The sequence below is a fragment of the Kribbella lupini genome (assembly GCF_039529595.1).
Lineage (GTDB): Bacteria > Actinomycetota > Actinomycetes > Propionibacteriales > Kribbellaceae > Kribbella > Kribbella lupini.
Genome location: NZ_BAAANC010000001.1, coordinates 675643 through 689714, shown reverse-complemented (window position 1 = coordinate 689714; position 14072 = coordinate 675643). Strand labels below are relative to the sequence as shown.

Sequence of the window (14072 nt, the reverse complement as noted above, 5' to 3'; positions counted from 1 at the left end):
CGCTGCCGACCAGCGGCAGTTCTCGGACGCCAGATGAGTCAGTGGGGGGCGTTATGAAGGTTGCCGTGTTCGGCCTCGGCTACGTGGGGTCGGTGACCGCGGCCTGTCTCGCGGCCAACGGTCACGAGGTCTGGGGGGTGGACGTCGACGCCGCGAAGGTCGAACCGATCGCCGCGGGACGAAGTCCGGTGGTGGAACCGGGACTGAACGAGCTGGTGTCCGCCGCCGTGGCCGCCGGGCGGCTGCACGCCACCACCGATCCGGCGCTCGCCCTGGACCGGGCGGACGTCTCCCTGATCTGTGTGGGGACGCCGTCGACGGCCAGCGGCAGCACCGATCTGACCTACGTCCGGCGGGCGATCCAGGACATCGCCGCGGCCGCGCGGACCGTCTCGCCGCCGGCGTCGGGGTTCCACAGCATCGTCATGCGCAGCACCGTGCCGCCGGGCACCGTCGACACCGTGGTGGGGTCGGTGCTCGCTGCCGAGCCGCCGGTCGACGGGTTCACCTTCGGTACCGCGATGTGCCCGGAGTTCCTGCGTGAGGGCTCCGGTCTGGCCGACTTCTTCGCGCCGCCGTTCGTGGTGGTCGGCACCGCCGATCCGCGGGTGGGCGGGGCGCTGAGCGACCTGTTCGGCTTCCTGGCCACACCGGTCCAGGTCGTCGACGTACGGACCGCGGAGGCGCTGAAGTACGCCTGCAACGCGTTCCACGCGACGAAGGTGTCGTTCGCCAACGAGATGGGCCGGATCTTCCGCAACTACGGCGTCGACTCGCGGGCCGTGATGGAACTGTTCTGCCAGGACACCAGCCTGAACATCTCGCCGTACTACCTGCGGCCCGGTTTCGCGTTCGGCGGCTCCTGCCTGCCCAAGGACCTGCGCTCGGTGCTGCACCTGGCCCGGACCAACGACACCGACCTCCCGCTGCTGGCCGGAGTGCTGACCAGCAACGAGCTGAGCGTCCGCGACGTCGTGGACCGCGTGGTGGCCGGACCAGGTCGTGAGGTGGCGCTGCTCGGGCTGAGCTTCAAGACCGCCACCGACGACCTGCGCGAGAGTCCGAGCGTCGAGCTCGCCGAGCGGCTGATCGGCAAGGGCTACCACGTCCGGATCTACGACTCGATCGTCAAGCCGAGCCAGCTCGTCGGGGCCAACAAACGGCACGTCGAGTCGAAGCTCCCGCACCTGCACAGGGTGCTGACCGACGATCCGGTCGAGGCGCTGCGGGGCGCCGACCTCGCGCTGGTGTCCTCCACCGACTCGCGGGTCGTCGAGGCCCTGCTCGGCCACCCGCCGGCCCGGACGATCGATCTCAGTGGCCGGCTCGGCGCCGGCGTCGAAGCCTTGCCGGGCTACGAAGGAGTGGGCTGGTGACCGCACCCCGGGTCCTGATCATCATCCAGAACCTGCACGTGCCCTTCGACCGAAGGGTCTGGCTGGAGTGCAAGGCGCTGGTCGCCGCCGGGTACGACGTCACCGTGGTCTGCCCCAAGGGGCCGGGCGACCCGGCGTACCAGGTCATGGACGGCGTCACGATGCACAAGTACCGCGGCTACTCGCCCGGCGGCAGCAAGCTCGGGTACGTCTTCGAGTACGTCTACTCCTTCCTGATGACCCTGCGGCTGGTGCTGCGGGCGCGCCGGCAGGGGAAGTTCCAGGTGCTGCAGGCCTGCAACCCGCCGGACATCTTCTGGCCGATCGCGATGCTGCTGCGCCGGCTCGACCGCACCCGCTTCGTCTTCGACCACCACGACCTGTGCCCGGAGCTGTTCCAGTCCCGCTTCCCCGACGCCGCGGGTCTTCCGTACAAGGGGCTTCGGTTCCTCGAGCGGATGACGCACCGCACCGCCGACCACGTCACCTCCACCAACGACTCCTACCGCGAGATCGCGATCACCCGCAGCGGCAAGCTGCCCGGCGACGTGACCGTCGTCCGGACCGGGCCGGACCCGGACAAGCTGCGCCGGGGCGCGGTCGACGAGTCGTGCCGGCGCGGTCACCGCTACCTGGTGGCCTACATCGGCGTGATGGGGCCGCAGGACGGCGTCGACATCGTCGTCCGGGCGGCCGACGTGGTGATCAACAAGCTCGGCCGCACCGATGTCGCCTTCACCTTGATGGGCAGTGGCGACTGCTACGACGAGGTGGTGGCCCTGCGCGACGAGCTCGGTCTGGCCGGTCACGTCGAGTTCACCGGCCGGGTGCCGGACGAGACGGTCCAGCGGGTGATGTCGACCGCCGACCTCGGGTTGTCACCGGATCCGAAGAATCCGCTCAACGACGTGTCGACGATGAACAAGACGATGGAGTACATGGCCTTCGAGCTGCCGGTGGTCGCCTTCGACCTGCACGAGACCAGGGTCTCGGCCGGGGAGGCGGCCCTGTACGTCGAGCCGAACGACGTCGTCAAGTACGGCGAGGGGATCGTGGAACTGCTGGACGACGAGGTCCGCCGGCGCCGGATGGGGCAGCTCGGCCGGGAGCTCGTCGAGACCCGGCTCGCCTGGAAGCACCAGCAGAAAGCGTACGTCGGCGTCTACGACGGGCTCACCGGCCGCACGGCCCGGACCGCACCGCCGGTCCGGATCGTCGGCTCGCGGACCGGGAGGTCCTGAGGTGTGCGGAATCGCCGGCTGCTACCAGCAGCACGACGGCCTCGCGCTGGCCGAGACGATGAGCGACCGGATCGCCCACCGCGGGCCCGACGCGACCGGCGTGCACCGGGTCGAGGACGGCCGGATCAGCGCGTACCTGGCCCATCGCCGGTTGTCGATCATCGACCTGACGGGGGCCGCCGACCAGCCGTTCTCGCACCAGGGCCTGACGATCAGCTACAACGGCGAGCTGTACAACTACAAGGAGCTGCGGGCCGAGCTGGCCGCCTCGGGAACGACCTTCCGGACCAGCTCCGACACCGAGGTCGTGCTGGAGGCCTGGCGCCGCTGGGGTCCTGCGGCGCTGCCCCGGTTCCGGGGCATGTTCGCGTTCGCGATGCTCGACGAGACGACCGGCAGCCTGTTCCTGGCGCGCGACCCGATGGGCATCAAGCCGCTGTACTTCCGGCGCCGCCACGGTGGCGTGATCTTCGCCTCCGAGCTGAAGGCGCTGGTGGCCGCGATCGGCCCGGAGCTGCGCACCGATCCCGGGGCGCTGATCGCGTCCATGCTCTACTACTGGCTGCCCGAGCAGCGCTGCGCGATCGAGGGTGTGGAGAAGCTTCCGCCCGGCTCGTGGGCGGAGTTCCGGCCGGACGGCACCGGCCGGCAGGAGACGTACTGGCGGGTGGCCGACGTCGCCGCCGAGGCGGCGGCCGGTCCGCCCGCGGACCTGCGCCAGGTGATCGAGGAGTCCGTCGCGGCGCACCTGGTCGCCGACGTACCGGTGTCGACGTTCCTCAGCGGCGGGCTCGACTCGAGCCTGGTGACGGTGCTGGCCAAGCGCAGCGATCCCGGGATCGACGCGTACACGATCACCTTCCGGGCGGAGGACCAGCGGCTCGAGGCGATGCCGGACGACGCGGTCTACGCCCGCAAGGTGGCTCAGCGGTTCGGGATCGACCTGCACGAGATCGAGATCGCGCCGGACGTGGTCGAGCTGCTCCCCCGGATCGTCGACATCCTGGACGAGCCGATCGGCGACCCGGCCGCGATCAACACGCTGCTGATGTGCGACGCGGCCCGCGACGCCGGGGTCAAGGTCCTGCTGTCCGGCATGGGCGCCGACGAGTTGTTCGGCGGCTACCGCAAGCATCTGGCCTGTGTGATGGGCGCTCGGTACCAGCGGCTGCCGGGCGTCGTCCGCAACGGCCTGGTCGGCCCCGCGGTACGGCGGCTGCCGGTCACCGCGAACGGCCGGGGACTGCGCTACGCCCGCTGGGCCAAGCGGTTCCTCACCTTCGCCGACCTGCCCGAGGAAGCCGCGTTCCGGCGCAGCTACACGATGTACGACGCCGACGAGCTGACCGGCCTGCTGAACCCGGACCTCGAACCGTACGTCGGGAAGCTGCTGGCCGAGCACAGCGACCTGTATCACGACACCACGCTCGACGACCACGTGAACCGGATGTGCCTGGCCGACACGCGGATGTTCCTGCCCGGACTGAACCTGGCCTACACCGACCGGGCCAGCATGGCCGCCTCCACCGAGGTGCGGACCCCGTTCGTCGACCCCGAGGTCGTCCGGGCGGCGTTCTCGATCCCGGGCCGGGACAAGATCCAGGGCCGGCAGGGCAAGCTCGCGCTCAAGCGCGCGGCCGAGGCCTGGTTGCCGAAGGAGATCATCTACCGGCCGAAGGCGTCGTTCAGCGCGCCGCTGCGGGCCTGGATCGGCAACGACCTGCGCGAGCTCGTGGACGACGTGCTGCTGGACGGCCAACTGGTCGGCAGTGGCTTCCTCCAGCGGGAGGCCGTGACGCGGCTCGTCGCCGACGAACGGGCCGGCCGCGAGGACTACTCCAAGCAGATCTGGCAGCTGTTGACGCTGGAGACCTGGTGCCGCCACCTCGGTGCGCTGGGAGTCAGCACATGACCCTCCTACCGGAGCGAGAGACGACGATGAAGCAGGTTGCGCAGAACTACAAGTCCGGCGAGCTCGCGGTGCTGGACGTTCCACCACCGGCCTGCGCGCCGGGCGGGGTACTGGTCCGGACGCACTACTCGCTGATCTCCACCGGCACCGAACTGATGAAGGTCGGCGAGGCCCGGCTGTCCATGCTCGGCAAGGCCCGGGCCCGGCCGGACCAGGTCAAGAAGGTGCTCGACTCGGTCGTCCAGCAGGGCGCGGTCTCCACCTACAAGAAGGTGATGAACAAGCTCGACTCCTACACGCCGCTGGGCTACTCGCTGTGCGGCGAGGTCGTCGAGGTGGGCCGCGGCGCCGAGGAGTTCACCGTCGGCCAGCTGGTCGCTGCCGCCGGCAACGAGTTCGCGCTGCACGCGGAGTACAACTGGATCCCGACCAACCTCTGCGTGCCGGTTCCGGACGGGGTTCCGGCCGAGCAGGCCGCCTTCTCCACCGTCGGTGCGATCGCGATGCACGGTGTCCGCCAGTCGGAGGTCCAGCTCGGCGACACCGCGGTGGTCATCGGGCTCGGCCTGGTCGGCCAGCTCGTGGTGCGCCTGCTGGTCGCGGCCGGGGTCCGGGTCTTCGGCATCGACACGGTCGACGACCGCTGCCGGATGGCCGAGAAGGCGGGCGCGATCGCCTGCTCGTCGGCCGACGACGCGGGGATCGCGACGCTCGAGCGAGCGCTGCTCGGGGCGAGCAACGGACTCGGCGCCGACCACGTCCTGCTGGCCGCCGGTGGCTCGTCGAACGGTCCGGTCGAGGTGGCCGCGCGCCTGGCGCGCGACCGGGCCCGGATCGTCGACATCGGCAAGACCAAGCTCGACCTGCCGTGGAACGCCTACTACGACAAGGAGCTGGACGTCCGGTTCTCCCGGTCGTACGGCCCCGGACGCTACGACGACCGGTACGAGCTCGAGGGCATCGACTACCCGGCGGGATACGTCCGCTGGACCGAGCGGCGCAACCTGGAGTGCTTCATCGACCTGATCGCGCGCGAGCAGATCGACGTGTCGTCGCTGGTGGCGCGGATCTTCCCGATCGCGGACGCGACCGAGGTGTACGGGCAGCTCAGCACCGGCGCACTGCCCGGTGTCGGCTTCCTCTTCGAGTACCCCGACTCCGGCACGCTCCCGCAGCCCGCGCCCCCGGTGGCCCGTCGGCCCGCACCCCGTCCGGCCACCGGTACGTCGGGCAAGGTGCGGCTTGGCTTCGTCGGCGCGGGCAACTACGCCTCCTCGATGCTGCTGCCGCACCTGGCCGCGAACGAGGAGGCGGTGCTCGCGCACGTCGCCACCAACAAGTCGTTGTCGGCGGCCAACGCCCAGCGGCGGTTCGGGTTCACGAGCATCTCGACCGACGCCGACGCCGTGCTGGACGACGAGTCGCTCGACGCGGTCTTCGTGGTCACCCGGCACAGCAGTCACGCCGACCTCACCTGCCGGGCGCTGGAGCGCGGCAAGACGGTGTTCGTGGAGAAGCCGCTGGCGCTGACGGCGGAGGAGGTGGACCGGATCGTCGCTGTGGTCGATGCCACTGGCAACGACCGGTTGATGGTCGGCTTCAACCGCCGCTTCGCTCCGCTGCTCACCGGACTGCGGGCCCGCTTCGGCGAGCCGGGCGGCGGTTCGGCGCTGCGCTACCTGGTCAACGCCGGCCGGCTCGACTCGTCCAGCTGGTACCTGGACCAGGGCCGGGAGGGCACCCGGTTCGCGGGCGAGGGTGGGCACTTCATCGACACGCTCTCCTGGTGGCTGGACAGTCTCCCGACCGAGGTCTACGCGGTGCCCGGACCCGACGACGGCGACGTGACCGTGAACCTGCGCTTCGAGAACGGCTCGATCGGCACGATCAGCTACCTCAGCTGCGGCAACGCGCGGTTCCCGAAGGAAACCCTCGACATCACCGGCGGTGGCCGGAACGCGCGGCTGGACAACTTCCAGAAGGCGTCCCTGTGGACCGGCCGTCGGCCGGTGACGAAGAAAGCCCGTGGCGGGGTGGACAAGGGTCAGCGGGCCGAGCTGTCCGCCTTCGTCTCAGCGGTCCGGTCGGGCGGGCCGATGCCTGTTCCGTTCGAGTCCCTGATCGCCACCACGCGGGCCACCATCGCTGTGGACCAGAGCTTGGCGAGCGGTTGCCCGGTACCGATCGCCCCGCTCCGCGGCCCGGGAACCGTGTGAGCCGCCAGCCAGTGGGCTGGTACGTCCGGCGACTGCGCCGGATGTCTCCCAGTGAGCTGATCTGGCGGTCCCGCGACCACGTCCGTCGTACGACCTGGGCTTCTCAGCAGGTCCGCCCGGGCGAGGAGCTCACCAGCTCCTTGCCCGGCGGCCCGGACAGGGTCTTCGCAGCCACCCTGCCAACCGGTACCGCGAACGACGTACCGGCGGCAGCTCGCAAGGCGGTGATCTCCACCGCCGACGCGATCCTGGCCGGTGAGCTGGAAGTACTGGGCATCGAGCGCACCGACCTGCGCAGCCCGGACTGGTTCCGGGATCCGGTCACCGGCCGGCGGTCCGACCCGGCGCACTACGCGTTCCGGTTGAACCACCGCTCGGAGGAACTGGTCGGAAACGTCAAGCAGGTCTGGGAGCTGTCGCGGCACCATCACCTGACACAACTCGCGGCGGCCTGGTACCTCACGCACGACGACAGCTACGCCGACCGGGTCGCGGAGCAGCTGAACGACTGGTGGCGGCAGAACCCGTTCCTGTCGGGGATCCACTGGACCAGCGGGATCGAGATCGGCACCCGGCTGATCAGCTGGACCTGGATCAGACGGCTGATGGCCGACTGGCCCGGAGTGGAAGACCTCTTCGAGCACAACGACCTGGCGATCCGCCAGGTGCACTGGCACCAGCGTTACCTCGCCGCGTTCCGCAGCCGGGGTTCGTCGGCGAACAACCACGTGATCGCCGAGGCCGCCGGCCAACTGGTGGCCGCCTGCGCCTTCCCGTGGTTCGCGGAAAGCACCGGCTGGCGCAGGGAGGCCGCCGCGTTGCTCGACCGCGAGCTGGACGCGAACACCTTCGCCTCCGGGGTCAACCGTGAGCTGGCCACCGACTACCACCGTTTCGTCGCCGAGCTCGGTCTGTACGCCGCGGTCGAGGCCGACGCGGCCGGCCACCCGTTGCCGGCGCGGACCTGGGCGCTGCTGACCAGGATGCTCGACGTGGCCGCTGCGGTCGTCGACGAGACCTTGCGCCCGCCGCGTCAGGGCGACGACGACGAGGGTCAGGTCCTGGTGCTCGATCCGCCCGACCTGACGAACTGGTCGGCCTTCCTCTCGCTCGGTTCCGCGCTGGTCGGCCGTGCCCCGTGGTGGCCGTCGGTCGCGGACACCACGGCCGCCGTACTGGCCGGATCCCTGGTCGGGCGGCATCCTCAGCCCGACCGGCCGGAGCAGCGGCCGGAGCACTTCGCCGACGCGGGCATCACCATCCTGCACAGCCGCGACCCCGGCCCGGAGATCTGGTGCCGCGCCGACGCCGGCCCGCACGGATTCCTCTCGATCGCGGCCCACGCCCATGCCGACGCACTGTCGCTGGAGGTGCGCGTCGGCGGCACGGACGTCCTCGCCGACCCGGGGACGTACTGCTACCACGGCGAGGAGTCCTGGCGGAACTACTTCCGCTCGACGATCGGGCACAACACCGTCGAGGTCGCGGGCGCCGAGCAGTCGGTGCAGGGCGGGCCGTTCCTGTGGCTGCGGGGAGCCGCCGGGCACGGGCAGCGGTTCTCGGCCGACGACGACGAGTCGGTGTGGAGCGCCGAGCACGACGGCTACCAAGCCTCCGAACCGTCGGCCACACACCGCCGTTCGGTCGTGCTGGACCATCGCACCGGTGTCCTGCGCGTCGAGGACAGGGTGGACGCGGCAGTACCCATTCGGCTGGCTTGGCACCTCGGCCCGGAGGTGCGCGTCGAGCTCGACGGACCCGTCGCCCGGTTGCACTGGCCGACCGGTACGGCGACCGCCGAACTGCCGGCGGAGCTGACGTGGGTCGCGCATCGCGGGCAGACGGCGCCGATCCTCGGCTGGTACTCCCCGAGGTTCGGCCACCGGGTGGAGAGCACGACGCTGATCGGCACCGGCCGGCCGGCCGCGGATTCGGCCTTGGTCAGCCGGTTCCGCTTCCGTCACTGATCGACCTGGCTGTATCAGTCCCGGTTCGGCGCCCTCTATTACAGCGAACCAACCGACGGCGTTCGACTGGAGGGGCCTGTGAGCACACAGGAGCTGGACGTCAAGAAGTCCTGGCGCGCGATCCGGAGGCACCGGCGCGTGGTCGCGGCCGTGGCCGCGCTGGGGCTGCTGGCCGGCATCGGCTACGCGCTGCTCGAGCCGCCGATGCACACCGCCACGTCGCTCGTGGTGCTGCCGCCGCCGCCCGCGACCGACGCGGAGAAAGCGGCCGGCACCCAGAGCATCGAGACGCAGGTGTTCATCGCGGGCAGCGAGCCGGTGCTGAAGAGCGCCGGTCAGAACCTGACTCCGGCACTGGAGACCGACGCGGTCCGCGACCGGGTCGACGTCGTCGCGGTCACCCAGGACGTGATCGAGATCGACGCCCGGGGAACGTCGGCGCGGCAGGCGATGCAACTGGCGAACGCGGTCGCGGAGGTCTACCTGGTCTTCGTCACCACCGACCAGAAGCTGCCGGGCGATCTGGGGAAGAAGACGGGGGCTCGAATGCTGGAAGAAGCGACGACCGCTCGCGGCGGGAACATGGCGATCCACCTGGCGATCTTCGGCTTCCTGGGCGCGTTGCTCGGTGCCGTGGCCGGCTCGATCGGGCTGCTGGCCGTGGTGCGTGGTGACCGCCGGCTGCGGCTGCGGGACGAGATCGCGGACGCCGTCGGGCTGCCGGTGCTCGCCTCGGTCGCGTCGTACCGGGCCAAGGACGTCGAGGACTGGGCCAACCTGCTCGAGCACTACACGCCGACCGCCGTCGAGGCGTGGAACCTGCGCAAGACGCTCCACCACCTCGGCCTGGACGCGAAGGGGGGTCCGGACGTCTCGCTGAGCGTGATCTCGTTCGCCGGCGACGACAAGGCCCGGCCGCTCGGTCCGCAGCTGGCGGCGTTCGCGACCTCGATCGGCCTGTCCACCGCGATCGTCGTCGACAACCACCAGGAGCCGCCCGGAAAGGTTGCCCTCAGCATCCATGTCGTCGTGGTCGGCCGGGACACGCCGCAGCTGACCGAGGCCGATCGCACCACCGCCACGATCGTCGCCCTGTCGGCCGGCAGCGTGACGGCCGAAGAACTGGCCCGGCTCGCGGTGGCCGCCGCGGCGGACGACCGCGACATCGACGGCCTGGTCGTGACCGATCCCGATCCCACCGACCGCACCATCGGCCGCGTCTCGCAGTCCACCCGGCGGATCGGTGCGCGACTGCCCACGTTGCTCAGCGGCACGGCCAAGAGGACGAGCCGATGAGCAACCAGCCGTACGCCGAGCCGTCGCGCGCCGAGTCCTCCTGGGAGGACGACGACGACCTGTTCGCCGACGAGCCGTCGACGGCGTTCCCGCCGGACAGCCTGGTCACCTTGCGCTTCCTCCGCGACGCGGTCAAGCGGCACCTGCGGATCTGGCTGGTCCTCGCGGTCGCCGGGCTGACCGCCGGGCTGGCGATGCCCAGCGTGCTGCCGCCGCCGAGCGTGTCGTCGGCCCGGTTGGTGCTGACCCACCGCGAGGGCGACGACCCGGCGCGGGCGGTCGCCACCGACGTGAGCCTGGTGACGACCCACACCGTCGCGCAGCGGGTGATCGACCGGCTCAAGCTGACCGAGACTCCCGACGACCTGCTCAAGCAGTACACCGCGACGGCGTTGACCGACCGGGTGCTGGAGATCGCGGTCGCCGCGAAGACCAGTGCGGAGGCCACGCGGCTGGCCACCGTGCTGGCACAGACGTACCTGGCCTTCCGCAAGGAGCAGATCGCGCAGGTGGACGCCCCGCTGCGGGCGGATCTCGTCACCGCGCAGGAGAAGGTTCGAGCGGCCGAGGCAGCGGTGCGGACCGCCGGCGACGACCCCCGTGAGCCGAAGCGAACCAACAGTCCGCAGGCCATCGCGCTGACCGCTGCCCGTCAGGCCCGTGACATCATCCAGACGCAGGTGACCGAGCACGAGGTCCAGGCCGCGCGGATGAACAGCAGCCGGCTGCTCGACCAGGCCGCACCGGTACCGGCCTCGATGAAGCGGACTCTCGCCATCAGCGCCGGCACCGGACTGGTGGCCGGGCTCTTCCTCGGTCTCGGCTTCGTGGTCGTCCGCGCGCTGCTGTCGGACCGGCTGTGGAAGCGGCAGGACATCGCCCGGTCGCTGGGGTCCCGGATCCGGCTCAGCACCGGCCGGCCACCGCGCCTGCGCTGGTGGCCGTTCCCCAGGTACCTGCGCAAGTCGCAGCGTCAGCACCCGGAGATCCGCCACCTGGTCCAGCACCTCCACCGGCAGATCACCTGGGCGAAGTCCGCGACCCCCACCCTGGCCGTGGTCAGTGTCGACGACGAGCGTGCCTGCGCTCTCGCCACGGCCTCGCTGGCCGTGGCGGTGGCTGCGGAGGGCAAGCACGTCCTGGTCGCGGACCTGACCGGATCGGGCGTTCTCGCCGGTCTCCTGGGCGTCACCACGACGGGCACGCACGAGTCGCACTTCAGCGAGTCCCGCCACCGCATCGACGTCTTCCTTCCCGAGCCCGATGGCGGACCCGCACAGGGGTGCCACCTGCGGCGCAACGACGACGGCCGGCTGGCCGGCTCGGGCGACATCGCTCTGGACGCCTCCTGGGACTCCGCCGGCCTGGTGCTCACCCTTTCCACCCTCACGCCGATGCTGGGCGCGGACCACCTGGCCACCTGGGCCTCCCGGGCCGCGGTCGTGGTGACCGCGGGACGCTCCACGGCCACCAAGATCCACGCCACCGGAGACATGCTGCGGCTGGCCGGTCTGTCGATCGACACGGCCGTGGTGCTGAACGCGGATCGCACCGACGAGGGCGTCGGGGTCGTGGAGACCACCGGCGGGCCGGACACCGACCTGGAGATGTTCGCCCGATGACCGCGATCGCCACGATCGGCGCACGGCTCGCGGGCGACCACGGGGGCCGACGAGTCGTCACACCGCAACGCCGGCGTCGCCGGCGGGTCCAGGCCGCCTGGGGTCTGCTGGTGGTCAACGTACTGACGTTCTTCCCCGGCGCGCCGCACATCCTGCCGATCCCGGGCGTCGTCGGCAAGCTGGTCACCCAGGCCTCGCTCGGGGGCGCCCTGCTGCTGGCGCTCAGCGCGAACCGGCCGGCGCGGATCCGGCCCAGTGTCTTCGTCTTCCTGCTGGTGCTGCTGGCGGCGGAGTCGCTGCTCGCCAGCATCGGCGCCGAGTTCCTGTTCGGCGCGCTCTTCCGGGCGGCCCGGCTGCTGCTGTTCGCCACGGTGCTGTGGCTGCTGACGCCGTGGTGGACGCGGCGCGACCTCCTGCTGCTGAGAACCCACCTGATGTTCTTGTGGGTCATCCTCGGTTCCGTCCTGCTCGGCCTGCTGGCCGCTCCCGGTGTCGCCCTCACCGACAGCCGGCTGGGAGGAGCCCTGTGGCCCATCCCGCCCACCCAGGTCGGCCACTACGCCGCCGTGGTCACCGGTCTCACCACCGTGCTCTGGCTGTCCGGTCTGCTGCGACGTGAACTGGCGCTCATCAGTGTCCTGCTGGCTGTGCCGGTCCTGCTGCTGACGCACACGCGCACCGCGCTGATCGCCGTACTGGCGGGCGTTCTGATCGCCGGACTGAGCTTGTTCACCACCCGGTCGCGGGTCCGCAAGTCGTTCGCGATCGGCGCCGCCTTCTTCACCCTCGGAGCCCTCACCCTCGGCTCGGTGGTCACCACCTGGCTGGCCCGCGGCCAGGACACCGAGGAAGTCGCCGCGCTGACCGGCCGCCGGGCGGTCTGGGAGTCCATCGTGGCCGCACCTCGCTCCACCTTCGAAACGGTCTTCGGCCTCGGGTTGTCGAACAAGTCCTTCAACGGACTGCCGATCGACAGCAACTGGCTGGGCACGTACTACGACATCGGGCTGGCCGGGGTGGCGATCGTCGTGGCGATGGTGCTGTTCGTGCTGACGGCCGCCTGGTTCCAGCCCGACGGACCACGCCGTGCGCTGGCACTGTTCCTCGTCGCGTACTGCGTCGTCGCCTCCTTCACCGAGAGCGGTCTCAGCGACGCGTCGCCGTACCTGCTCGAACTCACGCTGGCGGCGTCGCTGGTGTACTCCGGAAGTACCTTCCGAGAAGGAGTGCGATGAAGATCCTGCTCGTGCACAACACGTACCGGTCGACCGCGCCCAGCGGGGAGAACCGGGTCGTCGAGCAGGAGGCCGAGGCGCTGACCGCCGACGGCCACGAGGTCGAGACCTTCGGCCGGCTCAGCGACGAGATCGAGGACTGGCCGGCCTGGCAGAAGGCGACGCTGCCGGGCCGAGTGATCTGGAACCCCACCAGCAAGCGGGATCTGGCGGCCGCCCTGGCCCGGTTCCGGCCGGACGTCGTGCACGTTCACAACACGTTCCCCCTGCTGAGCCCGTCCGTGCTGTACGCGTGCCGGGACGCGAAGGTCCCCGTCGTCGCGACGCTGCACAACTACAAGCTGCTCTGTGCGAGTGGCGACTTCTTCCGCGACGGCGCCGTCTGCCACGACTGTGCCGGAGGCAATCCGATCCCCGCGGTCGTGCACCGTTGCTACCGCGGGTCGGCGCTGGCGACCGGGCCGACGGTCCTGGCTGCCCGCGTGCACCGCCGCAGCTGGCGCGACCTCGTCTCGGCGTACATCTTCATCTCCGACTCCCAGCGCCGGCTGCTCGCGGCCCTCGGGTTCCAGCCGGAGCGGACCTACGTCAAACCCAACCTCGTCCCGTACGACGGTCCGGTCGGCGGTGACCGGCAACGGCAGGTCGCCTACGTCGGGCGGCTGGACGCTCCCAAGGGTGCGTCGCTGCTGATGAGGGGCTGGGACGCCTATCGCGCGCTGGCCGGCGACGACGCGCTCCGCCTGCTGATCGCCGGCGCCGGTCCGCTGCTGCCCGAGGTGACCGAATGGGCCGCGACCCGGCCGTCGGTCGAGCTCACGGGGCAACTGACCAAGCAACAGTGCTTCGAGCTGATCGCCCGGTGCCGTGCGGTGGTGCTGCCCTCGGAGTGGGAGGAGACGTTCGGTCTCGTGGTGGTGGAGGCGATGGCCGTCGGGGTGCCACCGCTCGCGGCCAACCACGGATCGTTCCCGGACCTGATCGGCGACGGCGTCGACGGCGCGCTGTTCGAGCCAGGACAGCCGGACTCACTGGCGAAGCTGCTGGCCGACGTCGACACCGACCCCCGGCGCTACCAGGAGTACGGCCGCCGCGCCCGGGAGACCTACGAACGCCGCCACGATCCGGGGCACAACGTCCGTCAACTGCTCGACATCTACCGGTTCGCGATCAGCCAGTCCGTCTCGGCCTCTCGCTAGCCGCGAAA

Annotated in this window: 9 protein-coding genes; all 9 read left to right on the top strand. The window is 70.8% G+C overall.

The window, feature by feature from the left end; translation table 11 throughout:
• Positions 1-53 precede the first annotated feature (53 nt).
• The 9 genes from ABD235_RS03145 (at position 54) to ABD235_RS03105 (ending at position 14064) form a co-directional block, all read left to right on the top strand.
• Positions 54-1376, top strand: a complete 1323-nt coding sequence (locus ABD235_RS03145) for a nucleotide sugar dehydrogenase (RefSeq protein ID WP_344169015.1) — start codon at positions 54-56, stop codon at positions 1374-1376.
• Positions 1373-2617, top strand: coding sequence for a glycosyltransferase family 4 protein (locus tag ABD235_RS03140; protein ID WP_344169012.1), 1245 nt, complete (start codon positions 1373-1375; stop codon positions 2615-2617). The genes ABD235_RS03145 and ABD235_RS03140 overlap by 4 nt, the downstream gene beginning before the upstream one ends.
• 1 nt (position 2618) lies before the next feature.
• Complete coding sequence (asnB, locus tag ABD235_RS03135) at positions 2619-4529, top strand: asparagine synthase (glutamine-hydrolyzing) (protein WP_344169009.1); 1911 nt, start codon at positions 2619-2621, stop codon at positions 4527-4529.
• Positions 4526-6745 (top strand): bi-domain-containing oxidoreductase, encoded by a 2220-nt coding sequence (locus ABD235_RS03130; protein ID WP_344169006.1) that lies wholly within the window; start codon positions 4526-4528, stop codon positions 6743-6745. Before asnB ends, ABD235_RS03130 begins: the two co-directional genes overlap by 4 nt.
• A gap of 41 nt (positions 6746-6786) precedes the next feature.
• Complete coding sequence (locus ABD235_RS03125) at positions 6787-8712, top strand: heparinase II/III family protein (RefSeq protein ID WP_344169003.1); 1926 nt, start codon at positions 6787-6789, stop codon at positions 8710-8712.
• Between the two features lie 78 nt (positions 8713-8790).
• On the top strand, positions 8791-10008 hold the full coding sequence (locus ABD235_RS03120) for a Wzz/FepE/Etk N-terminal domain-containing protein (protein ID WP_344169000.1): 1218 nt from the start codon (positions 8791-8793) through the stop codon (positions 10006-10008).
• Positions 10005-11630 (top strand): YveK family protein, encoded by a 1626-nt coding sequence (locus tag ABD235_RS03115; RefSeq protein ID WP_344168997.1) that lies wholly within the window; start codon positions 10005-10007, stop codon positions 11628-11630. Before ABD235_RS03120 ends, ABD235_RS03115 begins: the two co-directional genes overlap by 4 nt.
• Positions 11627-12865 (top strand): hypothetical protein, encoded by a 1239-nt coding sequence (locus ABD235_RS03110; RefSeq protein ID WP_344168994.1) that lies wholly within the window; start codon positions 11627-11629, stop codon positions 12863-12865. Before ABD235_RS03115 ends, ABD235_RS03110 begins: the two co-directional genes overlap by 4 nt.
• Complete coding sequence (locus ABD235_RS03105; RefSeq protein ID WP_344168991.1) at positions 12862-14064, top strand: glycosyltransferase; 1203 nt, start codon at positions 12862-12864, stop codon at positions 14062-14064. Before ABD235_RS03110 ends, ABD235_RS03105 begins: the two co-directional genes overlap by 4 nt.
• The last annotated feature ends 8 nt before the right edge of the window (positions 14065-14072 follow it).

Bases quoted from the DNA above. Each gene is read 5' to 3' on its own strand.
- ABD235_RS03145 (WP_344169015.1), top strand. From the start codon at position 54: ATGAAGGTTGCCGTGTTCGGCCTCGGCTACGTGGGGTCGGTGACCGCG.
- ABD235_RS03130 (WP_344169006.1), top strand. From the start codon at position 4,526: ATGACCCTCCTACCGGAGCGAGAGACGACGATGAAGCAGGTTGCGCAG.
- ABD235_RS03125 (WP_344169003.1), top strand. From the start codon at position 6,787: ATGTCTCCCAGTGAGCTGATCTGGCGGTCCCGCGACCACGTCCGTCGT.
- ABD235_RS03115 (WP_344168997.1), top strand. From the start codon at position 10,005: ATGAGCAACCAGCCGTACGCCGAGCCGTCGCGCGCCGAGTCCTCCTGG.
- ABD235_RS03110 (WP_344168994.1), top strand. From the start codon at position 11,627: ATGACCGCGATCGCCACGATCGGCGCACGGCTCGCGGGCGACCACGGG.
- ABD235_RS03105 (WP_344168991.1), top strand. From the start codon at position 12,862: ATGAAGATCCTGCTCGTGCACAACACGTACCGGTCGACCGCGCCCAGC.